Origin of the sequence: uncultured Thiothrix sp. (assembly GCF_937876535.1) — a bacterium.
Taxonomy (GTDB): Bacteria; Pseudomonadota; Gammaproteobacteria; order Thiotrichales; family Thiotrichaceae; genus Thiolinea.
On the sequence record NZ_CALFHZ010000020.1, the window covers coordinates 34,597 to 55,135 of the forward strand.

Here is a 20,539-nt window from a genome sequence, read left to right on the forward strand (position 1 = left end):
ACTATAAATACCGATGCCAAGAATTCCATTTTTTGGGGACGAACTGCAAATTGAGTAACCTAAACGCTTAATCCAAATTCAAAAACTCCCCACTTTGATGTTGCCACATTTGATAGTAATGACCTTGTTTAGCTAAGAGTTCAGCGTGAGTGCCTTGCTCTAAAATACTTCCATTGGCGAGCACTATAATCCGATCCATGCGTAGGATAGTGGACAAGCGATGCGCAATCACTATCGCGGTTTTATTGGCGATTAACTCAAAAATTGCAGTTTGGATTTGCTGCTCAGTCAACGAATCTAGGGCACTAGTGGCTTCATCCAAAACCACAATAGGGGCTGCTTGTAAAAGGGCGCGCGCGATGGCAATCCGTTGTTTTTCACCCCCTGATAATTTCACTCCACGTTCACCGACTAAAGTATCGAAGCGCTCAGGAAGCTGATTAATAAAATCTAAAGCTTGCGCTTGCCTGGTAACACGCTCTAATTCAAGATCACTGATTGTTTTCCCCAATAAAATATTGTCTTTAATACTGCGATGAAATAGCTCAGGTTGTTGGGGTACGAGTGCAATTTGTTTACGTAAAGAAGCTAAGCTGAACTGCTGTGCAGGAATGTCATCAATTAAGATTTCACCTTGTTGTGGTTCTACAAAGCGAAATAGGAGTTTGGTAATCGAGGTTTTGCCTGAGCCGGAATGACCAACCAAAGCAATTTTTTCTCCAGCACGAATCATCAGATTAAAATCTACAAATAAGCCCCCTGTGATTTCAGTGCTATCGGTTTTAGTTTGCCGATAATCAAAGTGAATCTGTTTGAACTCAATTTGCCCTTGTTGAATAGTCCGTGCTTGAGCTTGTGGCAAGTCTTGTTCTAGTTGTTGATTTTGAATAATAGTGGCCATTTCGCGGGCATCAGCAATAGCACTAAATAAACTACGAAAGCTTTGGCCGAATTCCCATAAATGACGTAGCAGTACCAAGAGTATCGTCTGGAATAATACATATTGACCCACTTCAAATTGACCACGCTGCCAGTCTTGGATCATGTTGTAAACTAAAATGAATTCAATAGTCGAGGTGAGAATGGCTTGTACGGCGAAGGAAATAAACATCAATATCCATGCAAAGCGACGCTTTTTATATAGGGTAGTTGCTGCCTCGCGCACATGAGCTTGTTCGGTGCTTTCTAAAGCGAAGCTTTTGAGTACGGCAATATTGCTAATATTATCTGAGTATAAACCGCCTAATTTGGAGTCCCACTCCGCAACGCGCTCATCGTATTTTAATTTCCAGAGGGAAAAGCCAAGGTTCCAAGCTACAAATAGAATAATAAACACTACAAAATAGGCCGCGAGCAGAGGGTCTTGCTGGAAGAATAAAAATAAGGCAATGCCGGTTGCGAGTATTTTGCTATGCAATTGAAACACTAGCCAATCAGTAAGGCTTTCGAAGGAACGAATAAAGCGAGAAGCTTGTTTAACTAAGCTGCCCGCAAAATTATTTTCAAAAAAACGATAAGGTTGCTTGAGCAGGATATCAAAGCAGAAAGAGTCCAGATAACGCATCCCTCCAGCTTCAAGTGGCACAATCCCAAACTCTAAAGCCCGCCAAATAAACCACTCCATAATGAAAGCGAGCGCCAAATACAGCAGGTTCTGCATGAGGACTTCAGTAGTCGCAGTACTGACTGGTTGTGCAAAGGCATTCGCCATATTTTTAAAAATCAGTGGAATCAAGAGTTCAATACTTACCGCTGCGGTAATCGCCAGTAAGACTAAGCCAAGCCAGAGCCGCTGGCGCCACCATAAACGTCCATATTCTTTTAGTACTAATAGCATAACAATCTCCTAAGAGCGGCTAGTGTAACCAAGAACCTCAGTTGGGTTTAACTAAATCGTCATCGACTTGTCATGTAGATTTCATTCCTAAACTTCAGAATTTTGACATGTCTATAACAATGGAAAATACACAGATGGCTAGTTCAATTGCGCTTCGTGAAGCCGTGCAACAAGCTACCCCTAGTTCGCTGCTGGGTTTACAACAGCGTCTATTTAGCACTTGGTTTGATAGTTTTATTTATAACCAGATTTGGGAGGATCCACGAGTGGATTTGCAAGCTTTGCAATTGCAAACCGATAGCCGAGTGTTAACGATTGCTTCCGGTGGTTGTAATGTCTTGAATTATTTAACCGCTAGCCCAGCACATATTACCGCGATTGATTTAAATACCTATCACTTAGCATTGACGCGCTTAAAAATTGCTGCTTTCAAGCATTTACCTGATCATGCTACTTTTTATAATTTCTTTGGACATGCTAGTAAGCTCAGTAATTTAGAGCGCTATCAGGCTTATATCCAGCCACATCTTAGTAAGGATTTAGATAAGTTTTGGTCTGGGGAGAGTCTGTTTGGCCGTCAACGGATTAGTATGTTTGCCAAGGATTTTTATAAGCAAACGCGCTTTGGTTATTTCATGCGCGGCTTGCATTGGCTAGGACGGAGTATGGGTTGTAAGCCGCAGCTAATCCTCAATGCCAAAAGTCGTTACGAGCAAAAGCTTATTTTTAAGCGCCATATTGAACCCTTTTTCGAGCACCTTCTGGTCAAGCTTTTAGGCAAGTTGCCTATGTCGGTTTTTAGTTTGGGTATTCCGCCACAGCAATATCAAGCGATGCAAGCAGAGGGTAATTTACTAGCGCAATACCGTGCACGGGTAGAGCGTTTAGCGTGTGGTTTTCCAATTCACGATAATTACTTTGCTTGGCAAGCCTTTGGGCATGGCTATGATCATACGAAACGCCAAGCGCTGCCAGATTATTTAAAAGCTGAACATTATCAACTAATAAAATCACAATTGCATAAAGTGGAAACGCAGTTTGGCTCGATTATTGAGTATCTAAAAACGCAACCCCAGCAAGCTTATGACCGCTTTGTTTTCTTGGATGCTCAAGATTGGATGAATAAGGTGGCACTCACTGAATTATGGACAGAAATCTTGCGCGTCGCCAAACCGGATACACGGATTATCTTTCGTACTGCCGCAACGGTTTCACCCTTAGAAAGCGCTTTACCGCCTAAACTCTTGGCACGTTTAAAGTATGAAGTCGAAGAGTCGGCAGTTTTATTTACGCAAGATCGCTCGGCCATTTATGGCGGCTTTCATTTGTATCGTGTGGTGGCTTGACGATGCAGGAGGTAAATACTGCTTCACGCATGGATCAGCAATATCGCTATCAACGTTATATTTATGATTTTTCAAGAAAGTTCTATCTCTTAGGACGCGATACTTTACTCAAAGAATTGAGGCTGCCGATTGATGAGACTTTATTAGAGGTGGGCTGTGGTACGGCACGCAATCTCAGTAAGCTGGCTTATCGCTATCCTACAGCACAGCTGTTTGGTGTGGATGCTTCTACTTTGATGTTAGAGTGTGCCCAAAAAAGTTTACAAAATAGCCCTTATCAAGCCTCGATCACTTTACGTCAAGGTTTGGCAGAGCAAGTTCATTGGCAAGATTTCGGCCTAGATGCACCTTGGGATCATGTACTGTTTTCTTATGTGCTGTCGATGCTGCCTGATTGGAAGCAAGCTTTGGAACACGCTTTGACTCAGCTCAAGCCACAGGGCTATTTACATATTGTCGATTTTTCTGATCAAGCGCAGATGCCTGCTTGGTTTCGTCACAGCTTAATACAATGGCTGGCATGGTTTAATGTGCATCCGCAGGTGCAGATCTTAGAGCATTTAGAGTATTTAGCAGTTAAACATAATGCCAATTTGCAGATTAAATATTTGGCAGGACGCTATGCTTTCATCGCGCATTATCGCAAGCGCCAACCAGTGAGTGCGCAGGCTAAGTTGCCAGATTTGGCAACTTATTTAGATATTTAATGTAAATATGGCTCAAACAAACTACGCACATCCACTTTCGCACGTAATTTAGCCGCTAATAGATATAAGCCACCCAGTTTGCGATGTAAAAACAGAGCATCTGCGGGGGGGGTATGCCAATAACCTTGCTCCATGCTGAGCACTAAACCTGCATCTCGAATCCGTCCAGCTAAGCTAGAAGAGCCAAAGTCATACACGCCTTGCCAGCGTAGTGGCTCGCAAGCTTGATTAAAAAGATCAATGACCGCTTCGCGTTGTTGGGGGTGAATATGTTCTTGGAAGAAGCCAATTTGTGCAGCGGCTGCATCCATTTTGGCGCGATTATATTCAATCGCCCCTTGCATCAATTCGCGATAAGCTTCAGCAATTTGCACCGGATATTCACGAGTAGCGCCAAAATCGAGCAGAATCAACTGCTGATTTTTCTGATCATAGCGGTAATTAGCAAAGTTAGGATCGGTTTGAATTAAGCGGAACTCAAAGATTTCACGGAATAATAAACCTAGTAAGCCAGCCATGACTTGATCGCGTTCGGCCTGCGAGGCATAAGAAATACGCTCAATAGGCGTACCGCCCATGAAGGACATGGCGAGTATATTGTTCGTGGTCAGGTCTTCATAGACTTGCGGTAAAGTGTAGTGAGGGCTATCAGCTAACAGGGTTTGATATTGCCGCATGTAATCCGCTTCGCGCATGTAATCGGCTTCTTGACGTAGCTGACGTTTAGCTTCATTCAATAAGGGTTGATAATCAACGCTTTTGGGAATAAGCCCTGATAAGCGTAATAAAGTTGCTACATTGTCTACATCACTATCAATACTTTCGCGTACATGTGGATATTGAATTTTTAAAGCGACATGCCGGCCATCTTGGGTTTGAGCAGAGTGTACTTGACCGATAGAAGCTGCTGCGATTGGTTGGAAGCTAAATTGCTTAAATTTAGCTTTCCACTCTTTACCCCAATTTTCTTCCAAGACCTGTGTGAGCTGATTCAAAGGCATTGGCTTAGCATCAGCACGTAAGCTGACGAAAACTTCGCTCAACTCAGGGGGCAGTAAATCACCAGCATCTAAAGAGAGGAGCTGCCCGACCTTCATTGCCGCACCACGTAAGCGAGCTAACTCATCAACAACCCGCTTAGCATTGGCAGGAGTCAAAAGTAACTCACCCATTTTGGGGCGATGACCGTGGGCTAGCTGGCGTGCGCCTTCAGCGAGCATGCCTCCTGCTACGCCAGTCGCTAAAGAGCCAAGACGAGCGAGGCGGGCGATACGGCCAGCAGGTACGCTAGCGGTATCAATAATCATAGTTTTTTCTTGCTCGGGTGTTTGGGGTGTGGTTGTCATAACTAACCTTATAACTTGCGTTAATCGCTTGAACAACTAAACTCAAGCGTTTGGTGCTTGTTTAACCGATGTACGGCGGCACCGTTCCGAGCAGTACTTCACCTCATCCCAACAAGCTTCCCACTTTTTACGCCAGCTAAAGGGTCGTTGGCAAGTGCTACAGGTCTTTTGGGGTAGATATGGCTTTTTATGCGCCATTTTGCTACTCAGGTTTGGCAGTGCCTTGTTGCTGAGGGGCAAAGACTTCGTACTGCACATTAAAGTCTTTAGGCACATAGTAGATCAAGGGCATTCTGCTGTTGTAGCTTAGGGTTTGCTCAGCGCCTGCCACTGGTACAAAGGCAGTTCTTGCACTATTCGGTGGGCAAGCCATCAGAGTTGACATAGCTTCTCCCTTGGTGCGAAGTACATAGAAATTATATCCCCAACCTTGCAGGGTTTTAGTCTCTAAAGTTCCGGTATACGCTTGGTTATTACAATCAACTCGGCCTAATTTACCAGGTGTTACACGCACTAATAAGGCGTTTTCATTCGCACGAGCAGGTAAGCGAATCACTAAACGTTTATCGCCTGCATGTGGTTTGGGGAATGGTTTGATGCTCACTGCAGGGCTACTAACCGGTACTGTTGAGCTACCAGCCAGTGTAGTTTGCATTAGAGCGCTAGTTGTTAATAATAAAGCAGTGGTGCTGATTAATTTTAAAGCTGACATTAGGATGCCTCAGATGATTTTATTGTGAGTGAAAAGTCTTCAAAACAAGCTAAAGCATAGACCAAGTATTAAGCAAGAAGTTTCTAAACATAAGTAACTAACTTATAAAAGCCTCTGCTTAATTGACGCTAAATCAGTTGGTATCAGGAAGTCATCGAACTGCCATGTACAATTCATCAAGTTGCAAAACTTCCTATTTAAAATTTTCCTATCTAACGATATAAAATGGAATAGGGAATCTGTGATGCAACCGCTGAAATTTTCGATGCTGAGCTTGGCAATCGCTACCGCATTATCTGCGTGTGATGATAATGCTACTAGTGGCTCAACTAAAACCTTCAAATCTATTGAGTTTAGTAGTACTCCAGCCCCTGTGACTGCTGAGGCTATGGCGAAAACACATAGTAGTTCGATCGCTACAGTCACTTATACCGACGGTACTACTGCACAATATCCACTGGCATATAACAAATTATTTGGTGTGAAAGATAAAGTGGGTGGTAATGCGCATGCAGCAGGCCAGCTTTATAACTATAAAATGGAAGCAATTAAGGACCCTAGGGGACAACCAGTGATTGCAGAAACTCCAGATGCGAATAGCCTCTTAAGTGTCGATGGCAATTTATTCTTAGTGAACCATTTAGAATATGACTGGTTATTGTCGGATGGTAGTACAGCGTATAACAAAGACGGATGGTATACGCGGATGCCAATGAGCATGTTGCTAACCAGCTTGACACAGGGTTCAGATGGCAAGCTAAATATTAAATCACAACGTCCACTTGATTTTTCGAGTGTCAATGGTTTGTGGGTTCCATGCTTTGGTTCGCAAACGCCTTGGAATACGCATTTAGGCTCTGAAGAAGATTATGATCTGCAATATAACCCCTTATCTAGCAATTACACGACAACAATTGCGGGTTTAAAAGCTTTAAACGAAATCTATTACAAGTCTGAGCGAACTGCTAGCCCTTATCATCATGGTATTATTCCTGAAGTAACGGTTAATGCAGATGGCACAACCAAAGTTGTGAAGCACTATGCAATGGGGCGTGGTACTTGGGAAATGTCTAAGGTGATGCCCGATGGGAAAACCGCTTACTTCGGTGATGATGGCACACACAGCCTGATGTTGATGTTTGTTGCAGACAAGCCGGGTGATTTATCCGCAGGGACGATCTATGCAGCAAAATGGACACAAACCAGTGCTGATGCGGGTGGTAAAGCAAACTTAACTTGGGTGCGTTTAGGGCATGGTACAGATACAGAAATCAAAGCACTCGCTGATTCGGCAAGTTTTAGTGCGATTTTTGATGCCGTTGTACCAACAGATTCATCTTGCCCGACAGGCTACAAGCGGGTGCGTTCTGGCTCGACAGCAGATGAGTGCTTAATTGTACGGTCAGGCCAAGAAAAGGCGGCTGCTTTCTTAGAAACTCGTCGTTATGCAGCCCTCAAGGGTGCAACTACTGAGTTTACTAAAATGGAGGGAATTGCAGTCAATGACAAAGATAAACGCTTGTATTTAGCGATGTCGGCCATTCGCGATAGCATGACTGATACCCGTGATGAACCAGCAAATGATATTAAATTGGTGAAGAATCCGGCTGGTGCAACGTATTCAGCAGAGCTGAAGTCAGGTCAAAAGGATAGTATGGGTAATCGTATTAACTCCAATTATGTTGCCAGCAACCTGTATGTCGAAGCAGCTTTATTAGGTGAGCCACTTAGTACAGCTGATGCTTTAGGTAATACAGCTAATCCAGATAAAATTGCGAATACTGACAATATTTTCTTCGCTGAAAAGATGCGTACTTTATTCATCGGTGAAGACTCTGGTATGCACGTCAATAATTTCGTGTGGGCTTATAACGTCGATACAAAGAAATTAACACGGATTCTCAGTACGGTTGTAGGTGGGGAAAATACAGGTTTGCAAGTGCTCGAAAATTTAAATGGTCATGCTTATATCATGAGTAATAGCCAACATCATGGTGACTGGAACACAGGGACGAATGCAGTGGTAGATGCAGCTTTAGCTAAGATCGACAGGTTCGATGCCAATGTTGGCTATATCAGTGGCTTGCCTGCTATTAAATAAGCAAAAAGTTTGCTTTAGGTATTCTTTTTCTTTAAGGCCAGTGATGAAAATCATTGGCCTTTTTTCTGAAAATACATCTTATAAAGCTGACTTAGGCAATATCATTTACAAACTGGTGCAAGAGCTGAGGGGCTTTATCGTTCAGGGTAGTTGCCCCGATTGAAATAGGCTGGCGATACTAGCTAGCGCCTATCTGTAATTAGTTATTTGCTGAGCTCGGACTAGTCCAGCTTGGTAAGTGACTTAAATAGTCAGGATGGTAGTCATAATGATAACGCTCCATACGTTGTTCTAAACTAGTTTTGACTACTCCCCATTCAGTATCCAGAATGCTATAAATCAAGGTATCGCGAATCACCCCATCGGGCATGATGGCACTGCGTCGTAAAATCCCTTCCGGTACTGCGCCCATTTTTTCCAAAGATTGACGCGAGCGAAGATTGCGAATATCTGTTTTAAATTGCACCCGTAAAATGCCAAAAGTTTCAAAAGCATGGCGTAGTAATAAATATTTGCTTTCAAGATTCACACCGCTACGTTGATACTGAGTCGCATACCAAGTACCACCAATTTCTAGCTTGAAATGCTTTAGGCAAATATCCCGAAAGCGTGTACAACCAATCGCCTGATCAGTCGCTTTATGGATGACGGCAAAAGGCAAGTCGCTACCCGCATCCCGTAATCGGATGGCATTGCTGATAAAGTTGTTCATGTGCTGCGGTTCAGCTAGGTTGCCGTAAAACATATAGTTCCAAATGCTTTCATCGCGCGCTGCTTTTAGCAAATCCGGCGCATGCCATTTGGTTAAAGGCTCTAGGCGAATGAGTTTACCTTCCAAAGTAACTGGGCGTAGGGTTGGCATGAAGTGCTCCTCTCGTGAAGATTGGTTTTAAGCTAAGGCCAAAAAGCTACTCAAGGCGAGCGTTGCACCAATCAACGCACCAATGATGACATCGCTTGGATAGTGCAAGCCCAAGACAATCCGTGAAACTGCCGTCAGTACGGCAAATGGCACCACTAAATAAAACCATTCGGGATAGTAATGCAGGAGAATGAGCGTAAAGCTCACCGCATGTAAGGTATGTCCTGAAGGAAAGCTAAATTGATCGAGTGCTGCGACATTTTGGAAAATAGCCTCACTGTAATGATAAGGACGCACGCGCAAAGTTGAGCCTTTCAATGCCTTGTAAATCACTAAGCCAACTAAACCTACTAAGCCCATATGTAAAGACACATAGCTAGCTTGCCAGCCATAAATCAAAGGCAGCATTAGCATTAGGGTGTACCAAAATATGCCATTACCTAAGCGACTGATGGCGGCAAAGAAATAGCTAATAGACCGTTGATGATTAATCCGATTGAGCAATAAGCACAGTGGAATTTCCCGTGCATTTAAGTCATGCAGTAGTTTCATCCTCAAACTCCATTGGTGAATGAAAACTCAGATAAAAATGAGTATGAAAGCTAATTACTGCAAGCAAGTGACGCTTATATGAAAATTCTATGTATTTGTTCTAGAAGAAATTTATTGCTAATTTTATCGCTTGATAAATTAAGTCACGAAAATGACAGCTTGTCATAGCATTGTCATATTCAAGCTCTACACTGCGCAGCATCTAAAGGCTTAATGAACGGAGAACGCTGAAATGAAAACACTGTCTATGGCTATCGCAGCGGGCTTGCTGGTTGCTACTGGTGCTGCACAAGCTCGTGACAATATCTCAATCGTTGGTTCTTCAACGGTTTATCCCTTCGCAACAGCGGTTGCTGAGAACTATGCTAAGAAAACTGGCAATCCAGCACCTAAAGTTGAATCTACTGGTACTGGTGGTGGGATGAAGCTGTTCTGTGAAGGAGCAGGGGTTGAAACAGCCGATATGACTGGCGCTTCACGCCGGATTAAAGACAGCGAGTTAGCCGATTGTAAAAAGAATGGGGTTAGCCCAGTTGAAATCAAAATTGGCTACGATGGTATTGCTATTGCGAATGCTAAAGAGGCTGAAGCTTACAAATTAACTCGCCGTGATTTGTTTCTTGCATTAGCCAAAGAAGTTCCAGAAAGCACGGGTGGCAATATGGATGCGGTCACTGGCAATCTGAAGTTAATTCCTAACCCCTACAAAACTTGGAAAGAAGTGAATGCTGAGTTACCCGATGAGCCGATCGAGGTTTTAGGCCCTCCACCAACCTCAGGTACACGCGATGCTTTCGTTGAATTAGTGATGCATGCTGGTTGTAAAGAGTTTCCGGCCATTAAGAAGCTAGAGAAAGAAGACGAGAAAAAGTTTAAGGCTATCTGCGGCAATATGCGTGAAGATGGTAAATACATCGAAGCAGGCGAGAACGACAATCTAATCGTCCAAAAATTGCAAGCTAATCCTAAAGCCTTGGGTATTTTCGGTTTCAGTTTCTTAGACCAAAATGCGGATAAAGTAAAAGGCTCTTCAATTGAAGGTGTGGATATTACCTTTGAAAATATCGCTGCTGGTAAATACTCCGTTTCACGCCCTTTATACCTTTATGTCAAGAAAGAGCACATTGGTACTGTTAAAGGAATTGAGGAGTTCGTTACTGAGTTAACGAGTGATGCTGCTTGGGGTGATACAGGTTATCTAGCTGAGAAAGGTATGATTCCAATGCCAGCTAATGAGCGTACTACTAATACTGAAGCTGCCAAAAGTATGAAGGTTCTTGAGTCTCTCTAACTAACAAGCTGTTTTCTTGTTAACGTTTGGAGCTAGCTCGCTAGCTCCTATTTTTTGAGCACTAAGGTTGGTGTCACTTTGTCATAAAGCTGTCACAAAGCCTCGGTACTATCCGCTTGCCGCAGCCTAACTCATCGTGCTTGTTTGCGCTGCCTACTACAAACCTTCTTTCCCTTTGTGGTACACACAGGTATGAATACGTCAATTATCTTGCTTCTACTACTGGTGTTAGCTGCATTTAGCTATTTCTTTGGGCGTAAGCGAGCTTTGGCCGTATCAAATGGCAATCGTGGTGTAAATAAGCTGCATTCCCTACCAGGCTATTACGGTCATTTGGTAGTGGTGTGGTGCTTATTACCTTCGCTTATTGCTTTAATGTTATGGTCATTCTTCAGCCCAACTTTTATTAGCCAGAATGTGATTTCTAGCTTACCTACAGAGATTCAAAGTACTGACACGACGAACGTGAATTTATTCATGAATCGGGTGGAAAGTATGGCAAAAGCAGGGGTCATTGATGAGACTGCTGAGCCAGCTCAACAGGAAGCTGCGCGCCGTTATATCGAGTTACAACACAATAGCAATATCATTAAAGCAGTGTTGGTCTTTGCCTTAGCGGGCTTAGGAATTTTCTGGGCATTTCGTAAAATTGCTCCCAATTTCCGTGCACGCAATCAAGTGGAAAAGGTCATTGTCGGCTTGATGATCCTGTGTGCGTCGATTGCGATTGTGACTACTTTAGGGATTGTTTTATCAGTACTGTTTGAATCCTTGCGTTTCTTCCAAGCAGTACCAATCACTGAATTCTTATTTGGTACTCATTGGAGTCCACAAACTGCAATTCGTAATGATCAAGTGGGTGGTTCCGGCAGCTTCGGTGCGATTCCCTTATTTGCCGGTACGTTGCTGATTTCAGTAATCGCTTTGGCAATTGCAGTTCCTGTGGGTTTAATGTCAGCAATCTACTTATCTGAATATGCCAGTAAGCGAGTGCGTGCTTGGGTAAAGCCGGCATTAGAGGTATTGGCGGGTATTCCAACCGTTGTGTATGGCTTTTTTGCTGCTTTAACCGTAGCCCCATTTATTCGTACTCTCGGTGAGAGTATTGGTTTAACGGTAGCTTCAGAAAGTGCCTTAGCTGCTGGTTTAGTCATGGGGGTGATGATTATTCCTTTTATGTCTTCACTCTCTGATGATGTCATCAATGCTGTACCCCAAGCGATGCGAGATGGCTCTTATGGCATGGGGGCGACGCGCTCAGAAACGATTAAACAAGTCATTCTACCAGCAGCTTTACCGGGTATTGTTGGCGCTTTCCTATTAGCCGCTTCGCGGGCAATTGGTGAAACCATGATTGTAGTGATGGCGGCAGGTTTATCGGCCAATCTCACCGCGAATCCTCTGGAAGCAGTTACCACGGTAACGGTACAAATCGTGACTTTGCTCACAGGTGACCAAGAATTTGATAGTCCCAAAACCTTAGCGGCTTTTGCTTTAGGTTTAACCCTGTTCGTATTGACCTTAATCCTGAATATCTTGGCCTTGCGCATTGTGCGTAAGTACCGCGAACAATACGAATAAACTGGAGCAGGCATGATGCAGATGAGTAATAAAACTGAATTAGTTCGTGCTAGCCTCGCCAAGCGTTATGCACGTGAGAAACGCTTCCGCTTTTGGGGTTTAGCTTCAATCGTATTGAGTTTAACTTTCCTCGCGATTCTGTTAACCACCATTTTCATGCAAGGTTGGCCAGCCTTCACGCAAACCTATATGAAATTAGATGTCAATCTGAGTGCTGAGGCTTTAGGCGTGGATGCTCATGCACCTCAGGACAAGCTACGTGCTGCGAGTTATGACACCGTAGTGCTGAATGCCCTCACCACACGTTTCCCTGGTATTACTGAACGTAAGCAAAAGATGGCTTTGAAAAAGCTGGTCAGTTCAAGTGCTGCTTATGATTTACAAAAGATGGTGATGGCTAATCCAAAGCTGATTGGTACACAGCAGACTGTTTGGGTGATGGCGGATGATGATATTGATACTTACTTTAAAGGCAATATTGATCGTACTCAGCCAGAAGCTGATCGGCGGATTAAAGATTTTCAACTCGTATGGCTGGATGATCTTGAAGCTAAAAACGAAATTGAGCGGCGCTTTAATCTGCCGTTTTTTACCTCAGGCGACTCCCGTGAACCTGAACAAGCCGGTATTTTGAGTGCGCTGATGGGTTCTTTTTATACCATGCTGGTGACTATGACCTTGGCTTTCCCAATTGGGGTGGCTGCTGCAATTTACTTAGAAGAGTTTGCGCCGAAAAATAATACTCTCGTAGATTTTATTGAGGTGAATATCAATAACCTCGCAGCTGTACCTTCGATAGTGTTTGGTTTGCTGGGCTTAGCGGTGTTTATCCAGTTTTTTGGTGTACCGCGCTCGACGCCTTTAGTAGGGGGGTTGGTACTGACTTTGATTACCTTACCAACCATTATTATCGCCAGTCGCGCTGCTTTAAAATCGGTACCACCCTCCATTCGCCAAGCAGCGTATGGAATGGGGGCTTCCCGTGTGCAGACGGTGTTCCACCATACTTTACCTTTAGCGATGCCCGGCATTTTAACCGGTACGATTATTGGGATGGCACATGCTTTGGGTGAAACTGCACCGCTATTAATGATTGGAATGGTCGCTTTTATTGTGGATATTCCACAGGGTATTACTGATCCTGCTGCGATTTTACCGGTGCAAATTTATCTGTGGTCGGATAGCCCAGAACGTGCCTTTACTGAAAAAACCTCCGCTGCCATTATTGTCCTGTTATTCTTCCTAGTGATGATGAACTTGCTGGCAGTTCTGTTACGTAAAAGATTTGAGAGACGCTGGTAAGCCTATGAACACTCTAGCTTTGACAAATAATACTATGACTCTTCCGACTTCAAAGGATCCATCAGCAGCGAACTCTAAAGATCAAGCGGTGGATATTCAAGCCATCGTTGAGGAGCTGAAACATGCAACTCAACCTGTAGGTGTGCCGTTTTTAGATGATCCGAAGTTCTATACCCGTGATGTGGATGTGTTTTACAACCAAGCTAAGCAAGCGATTTTTGGGGTGGATCTGGATATTGGCAAGAATGAAGTGATTGCCATGATCGGCCCTTCGGGTTGTGGTAAATCGACTTTCTTGCGCTGTTTGAATCGGATGAACGACACGATTGATGGCTGTAAAGTCACGGGTCAATTGCTCCTTGATGGCGAAGATATTTATGCCAAAGAGCAAGACCCCGTATTGCTACGGGCACGAGTGGGGATGGTGTTTCAAAAGCCGAATCCTTTCCCGAAATCGATTTATGACAATGTTGCCTATGGCCCACGGATTCATGGCTTAACGGCTAATCGCAGTGAGTTGGATGATATTGTTGAAGACAGCTTAAAGAAAGCCGGTTTGTTCAATGAAGTAAAAGATCGCTTACAAGCGCCAGGCACGGGTTTGTCGGGCGGTCAACAGCAGCGTTTGTGTATTGCAAGAGCGATTGCCGTTAGCCCCGAAGTGATTTTGATGGATGAGCCGACGTCAGCACTGGATCCTATCGCAACGGCGACGATTGAAGAGCTGATTGATGAACTTCGTCAAAGTTTTACCATCTGTATTGTCACGCACTCGATGCAACAGGCCGCACGGATTTCGCAACGTACAGCGTATTTCCATTTAGGTTATTTAGTGGAAGTGAATAAAACTAACACGGTATTTACGAATCCTCAGCATCGTTTGACTGAAAACTATATTACAGGGCGTTTTGGTTAGGCCAAATTAATAAACTATAAGGAGTTTTCCGATGGAAATCGGGCAGCATACTTCACATCAGTACAACCAAGAGTTGGAAAGTGTACGCAATCAGTCTTTACAAATGGGTGGTTTGGTTGAGGAGCAGTTAGGTAAGGCCTTACGCGCTTTAATGGAAAATGATAGCCAGTTAGGCGAAGAAGTAGCCTATTCAGACTATCGTGTGAACCGCCTTGAAGTCGAAATTGATGAAGCTTGCACACAAATTATTGCCCGCCGCCAGCCAGCGGCAGGTGATTTGCGCTTAGTCATCAGTATTATTAAATCGGTCACAGATTTGGAACGTATCGGTGATGAGGCAGAGAAAATTGCCCGTCATGCGATTTCAACTGAAGGTTTGGCGACTTCACTGCATACCGCTTTACGCCATTTAGGTGATCATGTCCGTGAAATGCTGCGCCGCACTTTAGATGCGATGGCAAGGATGGATGCAGAAACAGCACAACAAATTGCAGAAAGTGATTTACAAATTGATGCTGAGTTTGATGTATTATCCCGCCAGCTGTTGACACATATGATGGAAGATCCGCGCACGATTCGGGATAGTCTGAATGTTTTATGGTGCGCTCGTTCCTTAGAACGGATTGGTGATCACAGTAAAAATATCTGCGAATATGTGATTTATTTGGTCGAGGGTAAGGATGTTCGCCATACCAATCGCCCCAAAGCGGGAGCAGATATTACGCCTTAAAATTTTAACTAAAATGAGATTGCGGTGATACGACTAAGACGTTTATTTCGATTGACTCAATTAGCTTTACACGTCTTAGTGGGGGTCATTATCACCGCTATTTATGCAGGTTTATTGCGGCGTGCTGCCATTGATCCAAGCTATCAACAGCTTAGGCGCTGGTGGCTGGGGCGTATTGTTCGCATTGTTGGTGGGCAGGTTACAACCTATGGCGAGCCTGCGCCAGCAGGAAGTTTGCTGGCTGCTAATCATGTCTCTTGGCTAGATATTGCGCTTTTGGGTGGGCAGACCGAAGTCACTTTTCTTTCCAAGAGTGAAGTTAAGTCTTGGCCAGTCATTGGTTGGCTTGCTGACAAATCAGGTACTTTATTCATTGAGCGTGGTAAGAGTGGCGGGGCTAAAGGTGCCAGCGACAAAATTACTTCCAGCCTAGAACATCAAGAGCGGGTACTGATTTTTCCTGAGGGAACGATCACTGATAATATTCACCTGCTACCTTTTCATGCACGTTTATTTGCAGCTGCTGTGACTGCGAATGCTTTAATCCAACCAGTGGCTATTCATTACCAGAACACCCAGGGTCAAACTCATCCACTAGTACCTTATCTAGAGCCGCAAACTTTAATGCAAAACCTTTGGAGGATTTTAGCCGAGCCAAAGATTTTAATTGCAGTGCATTTCCTGCCCCCGATTGATAGCCAGGCAGTTCCTCGTAAAGAGCTAGCCAGTTATAGCGAACAACAAGTACGTAGCGCTCTTAAATTAAACTGAACCATGCACTTTATATCGAAAGGGACTCTAGTCAGGCGCTATTCTTTTTGATATATAACGCTCTATGGATAGTCAGACGCCTACTTATCAACTAAAAGGCCGGTTTTGGATTGAAAGTCCTCAGGGTACTTTTCTGGGAACAGGTCGTGTATTGCTGTTAGAGCGCATTCGTGAGCATGGCTCTATCAGTGGCGCAGCGCGTTCAATGCAAATGTCTTATCGGCAGGCTTGGGAGTTAGTGAACTCCATGAATCAGCATAGCCCATATCCGCTAGTGCAAAGTGCTACAGGTGGTAAAGGTGGTGGTGGTGCGAGTTTGACGACTACGGGCGAAAAAGCCATTGAGCTATTTTGGTTGGTGAAGCAAGATTTTGATAGGTTTTTAGCTAAACGCTCAGAAAATTTAGACCTGTAAAATTTTTTAGCTAGCGTTATGTTTTTTTTGGAATAACGAATGAATTTGCCAATTAATCAAGCAATCCTCCCTGCGGCTAGTGCTTTACCTCTAGAAATAAGTGCTTTGACTGCTAGAGAAATGTGCAAATTGTATTTGGCCTGCCTTATTGATATTCGCCAAGGGTTTGAATTAGAGATTAAGGGGAACTTACCGCAAGCTATGCATATCCCTTTTTTCAATGTTAAACAATTCTTTGGTTTTTCACTGACTGACGAAGAGCAAGAAATGTTAGATGCGGATGAACCGAGCACTCTTGATATTTGCTCATTCATTAAAGCCATCAATACTTTGCAGCAAGCACGTGACTGTTCATTGCTAGTTGTATGCAACAGTGGACGACGGAGTCAGTGTGCTACTCAATTATTACGTGAGCTAGGGTATAGCAGAACTTTTTCTGTAGCAGGTGGCTTCCTTGCACTTAAGCCTTTATACACCTCTGTTGATTAGAAAGATTGATTTAATGTTTTATTAATTTTTTTTAAAAGGAACATATAGCTATGAAATTATTCAAGCATACTTGGCTTGCATTAACACTTTGTATCGGTAGTTCGAGTCTCTGGGCTGATGAAGTTCAGGTTGCAGTTGCCTCTAACTTCTCCAAGCCGTTAGAAACTTTAGCAACGGCTTTTAAAGCCAAGAGTGGACATGAGTTGAAAATTTCTGCTGGAGCCACTGGCAAGTTGTATGCTCAGATTGAAAATGGCGCTCCGTTTGAGGTGTTCTTATCAGCGGATAGTAAAACGCCAAAGAAGCTGGTCGATGCACAATTAGCAGTGGCAGATAGCCAGTTTACTTATGCTTTGGGCAAGCTGGTTTTGTGGAGCAGCACTAAAGACTCTATTGATGCTCAAGGTGAGGTTCTGAAAAAGAATGAGTTTAAACATCTGGCAATTGCTAACCCAAAAACAGCACCTTATGGTGCGGCAGCGTTGGAAGTATTAGAGCATTTAGGTTTAACAAAAACCTTAGAAGCAAAACTAGTCCAAGGTGAAAATATTAGTCAAACCTATGATTTTGTGAGTACCGGCAATGCAGACTTAGGTTTCGTGGCTTGGTCGCAAGTAGAAAAAGATGGGGTTTTAAAAGACGGTTCAGTCTGGCAAGTACCTGAAGACTTGTATACGCCGATTCAGCAAGATGCGGTGTTATTAACTAAGGGTAAAGATAATACTGCAGCCAAAGCATTATTAGATTTTCTCAAAACACCAGAGGCTCAAAAGCTGATTACTGATGCAGGTTATGGCCTACCTAAAGCAAATTGATCTTGAGTTCTGAAGACTGGATAGCGATTGCTTTAACTTTAAAGCTAGCGAGCTTAACAACCTTAGTGTTATTGCTAATTGCCACGCCACTCGCTTGGCATTTAGCTCATACTGAACGCTGGTGGAAAGCGCCTTTAAATGCCTTAGTGGCTTTGCCTTTAGTTTTGCCGCCCACAGTTTTAGGCTTTTATTTACTAGTAGTATTAGGGCCAAAAGGTTGGGTAGGACAGCTCATGCAACAGTTCGGCCTAAACACTTTACCCTTTAGTTTCAGTGGCCTACTAGTGGCTTCGGTACTTTACTCTTTGCCTTTTGTAGTCCAACCGATTCAAGCTGTTTTTAGCAATTTTGATAAGCGTTTATTGGAAGCAGCCATGACTTTAAGAGCAAGTCCACTAGATGCTTTTTTTACCATCATTCTGCCTTTGTCTAAGCACGGTTTTCTGACGGCTATTGTCTTGGGCTTTGCGCATACCGTCGGTGAGTTTGGTGTGGTGTTGATGATTGGTGGGAATATTACTGGGGAAACACGAGTTATTTCAGTCCAGCTTTATAATCATGTGGAAGCGATGAATTATCAGGCTGCGCATAGTTTAGCCGCTTTATTGGTGCTATTTTCATTTAGTGTCTTGCTGGGTTTGTATTATTTGAATCGAGGCAAATAGCCTGTGACTATGCTGAAAGCTCAGTTTCACTTAAAACTAGCAACCTTTGAATTAGCTGCGCAATTAGAGCTACCTTCTACTGGAATCACTGTCATAACGGGTAGTTCTGGTTCTGGTAAGACGCTATTAATGCGTTGCATTGCAGGCTTAGAACACCCGCAAGTAGCGTATTGCCAACTCAATGAACAGTTATGGGAGGATAGTGCAGCGGGCTATTGTTTAGCGACTTATCAACGTCCTTTGGGGTATGTATTTCAAGACTCATGTCTGTTTCCACATTTGACTGTGCAGCAGAATATTGATTATGGGCGCAAGCGCAGTTACTCAAAGTCTAATCACAATTTAGAAGTAGTCATTGAGCTACTAAATATTACAAGTCTACTTAAACGCAAACCTGCCAAGCTTTCGGGTGGCGAAAAACAACGGGTAGCGATTGCACGTGCTTTAGCGGTAGAACCACAATTATTATTGATGGATGAACCCTTAGCAGCACTAGATCAAGCACATAAATATGAGATTCTGCCGTATTTGCGTCATTTACAGCGTGAACTGCAGTTACCCGTTTTGTATATCACTCATTCTCCACAAGAAATGACGCAACTTGCTGATCATTTGGTATTGATGGATAAGGGCAAAATCTTGGCTAGCGGTGAGTTACAGTCTGTATTGACATGCTTAGATTTGCCCTTAGCGCAAAGCCAACGTGCTTCTAGTGTTTTAACCGCTGAAGTGTTTGCTTATGAGGCTGAATTTCAGTTATTGCAACTTTGTTTCTCAGGTGGAAACTTGAGTGTGCCACATCAGGAATTACCAAAAGGTAGCCAGTTGCGCTTACGTATTTATGCCCGTGATGTGAGTTTAAGTTTGCAGTCACCTCCAAGTATTGATTCCTGCAATAACTTACCCGCCCGAGTTTTGGGAATGGTCAATCCAGCGGTGGGTTATATCACTGTCAGTTTGCAAGTCGGAACTGAGTTATTACTAGCGCAGATTACGCGCAAGACAGCAAGTTTATTGCAGCTTGAAATCGGTCAAAGGGTGTATGCAGAAATCAAGAATACCGCTATTTTAAGCTAGTTTAGCTTCTTCCTGCTCTTCAGCTTCGGCTAACACCCAAGCAATAAAAGCGGAAGCAGCGCGTTGGTTACTGGTGGCTGATTTAGGGCGAATAATATGATAAGCATGTTCTAAAGGCATGCTTAGGGGGAAGGGAATACACAAACGTCCTGCTTCAATATCGTGCTGAGCGAGCGCATCCATGCTTAATAGTACGCCTTGACCATCAATCGCGGCTTCCATCGCTAAGGACACATGATTGAAGTGCATGCCGCGCTTAAAGTCGACACCTTCCACTTTTGCCAACTGTAGCCAGCGCTCCCAACTAGGTCGCCCCATATAGGGGGTTTCATCATGCAGCAACGTATGAAAGCGTAAGTCATCAGGTGTTTGCAAGGGATGTGGCAGATCAGTTAACAGCGAGGGTTTACATAAAGGTACTGCTTCCACTGAGAAAAGTTTCTCAACTAGGCAGCCCGGATAATTGCCTAAGCCAAAACGAATCATCACATCAATTTCGTGGGCGCGAAATAACTCATCCAAAGCACCATGTTGCTCGGTTGCATCGACTAATTTGGCCTCACCGCTGATGCGCATATCAATATCAGGATGTTGTTGGGCAAAGGTATGTAGGCGTGGTACTAACCATTTGGAAGCAAAGGAGGGGGCTACCCAGACGCTTAAACTTTCATTAGTCTTTTGGGAGCGCATGATATGCACAGCATCTGCGAGGGTATTAAAGCCTTCGCGTAACTTAGGTAAAGCTGCTTCACCTGCTTTGGTGAGCGTAATAGAACGGTTATGCCGCTCAACCAATTCAACTCCAAGAAAATCTTCCAAATGCTTAATTTGGTGACTGATGGCTGCCCGGGTCACAAACAGTTCTTCCGCAGCTTTAGTGAAGCTTTTATGGCGGGCAACCGCTTCAAAGGCGCGTAAAGCATTCAGAGGAGGGAGCTGATGTGGCATGTGGTTCGTCCTAATAGGTTTTGCTTTTTGTGAGCCATCATAACCTGTTTATAGGTTTGTGTTTAGAAAATTGCCT

At 43.7% G+C, this 20,539-nt stretch carries 21 protein-coding genes; 14 read left to right on the forward strand and 7 right to left on the reverse strand.

The annotated features are described in order from the left end of the window. Positions 1 to 67: 67 nt before the first annotated feature. Positions 68 to 1,837: an ABC transporter ATP-binding protein gene (locus Q0230_RS12260; RefSeq protein ID WP_298610382.1), complete on the reverse strand. Its 1,770-nt coding sequence runs from the start codon at positions 1,835 to 1,837 to the stop codon at positions 68 to 70. 107 nt (positions 1,838 to 1,944) lie between these two features. Here Q0230_RS12260 and Q0230_RS12265 point away from each other — a divergent pair, with 107 nt between their 5' ends. Together Q0230_RS12265 and Q0230_RS12270 are read left to right on the forward strand one after the other, a co-directional pair. Continuing rightward, positions 1,945 to 3,183: a DUF3419 family protein gene (locus Q0230_RS12265; protein ID WP_298610384.1), complete on the forward strand. Its 1,239-nt coding sequence runs from the start codon at positions 1,945 to 1,947 to the stop codon at positions 3,181 to 3,183. 2 nt (positions 3,184 to 3,185) lie between these two features. Further along, complete coding sequence (locus tag Q0230_RS12270; protein ID WP_298610386.1) at positions 3,186 to 3,890, forward strand: class I SAM-dependent methyltransferase; 705 nt, start codon at positions 3,186 to 3,188, stop codon at positions 3,888 to 3,890. Here Q0230_RS12270 and Q0230_RS12275 read toward each other — a convergent pair. From Q0230_RS12275 to Q0230_RS12285, 3 genes are read right to left on the reverse strand one after another with little or no spacing between them, the layout of a single operon-like run. Further along, on the reverse strand, positions 3,887 to 5,236 hold the full coding sequence (locus Q0230_RS12275) for an AarF/ABC1/UbiB kinase family protein (protein WP_298610387.1): 1,350 nt from the start codon (positions 5,234 to 5,236) through the stop codon (positions 3,887 to 3,889). The two genes, Q0230_RS12270 and Q0230_RS12275, sit on opposite strands and share 4 nt — an antisense overlap. A gap of 42 nt (positions 5,237 to 5,278) precedes the next feature. Beyond that, complete coding sequence (locus Q0230_RS12280) at positions 5,279 to 5,434, reverse strand: DUF2256 domain-containing protein (protein WP_298610388.1); 156 nt, start codon at positions 5,432 to 5,434, stop codon at positions 5,279 to 5,281. Between the two features lie 4 nt (positions 5,435 to 5,438). Further along, positions 5,439 to 5,948: an ecotin family protein gene (locus Q0230_RS12285; protein ID WP_298610389.1), complete on the reverse strand. Its 510-nt coding sequence runs from the start codon at positions 5,946 to 5,948 to the stop codon at positions 5,439 to 5,441. Between the two features lie 244 nt (positions 5,949 to 6,192). Between Q0230_RS12285 and Q0230_RS12290 the strand changes: the two genes are divergently transcribed. Beyond that, a complete protein-coding gene (locus Q0230_RS12290) occupies positions 6,193 to 8,049 on the forward strand; it encodes an alkaline phosphatase PhoX (protein ID WP_298610390.1) in 1,857 nt (618 codons plus the stop codon). 199 nt (positions 8,050 to 8,248) lie between these two features. Here the strand turns inward: Q0230_RS12290 and Q0230_RS12295 are convergent, their stop codons facing one another. Further along, positions 8,249 to 8,911, reverse strand: coding sequence for a GNAT family protein (locus Q0230_RS12295; RefSeq protein WP_298610391.1), 663 nt, complete (start codon positions 8,909 to 8,911; stop codon positions 8,249 to 8,251). A 27-nt stretch (positions 8,912 to 8,938) separates the two neighbouring features. Continuing rightward, a complete protein-coding gene (locus Q0230_RS12300) occupies positions 8,939 to 9,463 on the reverse strand; it encodes a phosphatase PAP2 family protein (protein WP_298610393.1) in 525 nt (174 codons plus the stop codon). Between the two features lie 232 nt (positions 9,464 to 9,695). Between Q0230_RS12300 and Q0230_RS12305 the strand changes: the two genes are divergently transcribed. From Q0230_RS12305 to modC, 11 genes are all read left to right on the forward strand, one after another. Beyond that, positions 9,696 to 10,754, forward strand: a complete 1,059-nt coding sequence (locus Q0230_RS12305) for a substrate-binding domain-containing protein (RefSeq protein WP_298610394.1) — start codon at positions 9,696 to 9,698, stop codon at positions 10,752 to 10,754. A gap of 192 nt (positions 10,755 to 10,946) precedes the next feature. Then, complete coding sequence (gene pstC / locus Q0230_RS12310) at positions 10,947 to 12,335, forward strand: phosphate ABC transporter permease subunit PstC (protein WP_298610395.1); 1,389 nt, start codon at positions 10,947 to 10,949, stop codon at positions 12,333 to 12,335. A gap of 12 nt (positions 12,336 to 12,347) precedes the next feature. Beyond that, entirely contained in the window at positions 12,348 to 13,637 is a 1,290-nt protein-coding gene (gene pstA / locus Q0230_RS12315; RefSeq protein ID WP_298610396.1) for a phosphate ABC transporter permease PstA, read from the forward strand. Positions 13,638 to 13,671: 34 nt separating this feature from the next. Continuing rightward, positions 13,672 to 14,553 (forward strand): phosphate ABC transporter ATP-binding protein PstB, encoded by an 882-nt coding sequence (pstB, locus tag Q0230_RS12320; RefSeq protein WP_298610397.1) that lies wholly within the window; start codon positions 13,672 to 13,674, stop codon positions 14,551 to 14,553. A 31-nt stretch (positions 14,554 to 14,584) separates the two neighbouring features. Beyond that, a complete protein-coding gene (gene phoU / locus Q0230_RS12325; RefSeq protein WP_298610398.1) occupies positions 14,585 to 15,283 on the forward strand; it encodes a phosphate signaling complex protein PhoU in 699 nt (232 codons plus the stop codon). 24 nt (positions 15,284 to 15,307) lie between these two features. Continuing rightward, entirely contained in the window at positions 15,308 to 16,054 is a 747-nt protein-coding gene (locus Q0230_RS12330; RefSeq protein ID WP_298610399.1) for a 1-acyl-sn-glycerol-3-phosphate acyltransferase, read from the forward strand. A gap of 64 nt (positions 16,055 to 16,118) precedes the next feature. Beyond that, complete coding sequence (locus tag Q0230_RS12335) at positions 16,119 to 16,469, forward strand: winged helix-turn-helix domain-containing protein (RefSeq protein WP_298610400.1); 351 nt, start codon at positions 16,119 to 16,121, stop codon at positions 16,467 to 16,469. 39 nt (positions 16,470 to 16,508) lie between these two features. Then, the gene (locus Q0230_RS12340; protein WP_298610401.1) at positions 16,509 to 16,958 is read left to right on the forward strand and encodes a rhodanese-like domain-containing protein; all 450 of its coding nucleotides are present in this window, start codon (positions 16,509 to 16,511) and stop codon (positions 16,956 to 16,958) included. A 50-nt stretch (positions 16,959 to 17,008) separates the two neighbouring features. Continuing rightward, positions 17,009 to 17,773 (forward strand): molybdate ABC transporter substrate-binding protein, encoded by a 765-nt coding sequence (gene modA, locus Q0230_RS12345; protein WP_298610402.1) that lies wholly within the window; start codon positions 17,009 to 17,011, stop codon positions 17,771 to 17,773. Next, positions 17,773 to 18,438: a molybdate ABC transporter permease subunit gene (gene modB, locus Q0230_RS12350; protein ID WP_298610855.1), complete on the forward strand. Its 666-nt coding sequence runs from the start codon at positions 17,773 to 17,775 to the stop codon at positions 18,436 to 18,438. The genes modA and modB overlap by 1 nt, the downstream gene beginning before the upstream one ends. Before the next feature lie 9 nt (positions 18,439 to 18,447). Then, a complete protein-coding gene (modC, locus tag Q0230_RS12355) occupies positions 18,448 to 19,515 on the forward strand; it encodes a molybdenum ABC transporter ATP-binding protein (protein ID WP_298610856.1) in 1,068 nt (355 codons plus the stop codon). On the opposite strand, the gene gcvA is transcribed toward modC, so the two are convergent. Next, entirely contained in the window at positions 19,507 to 20,463 is a 957-nt protein-coding gene (gcvA, locus tag Q0230_RS12360; protein WP_298610404.1) for a transcriptional regulator GcvA, read from the reverse strand. The two genes, modC and gcvA, sit on opposite strands and share 9 nt — an antisense overlap. Positions 20,464 to 20,539: the final 76 nt, after the last annotated feature.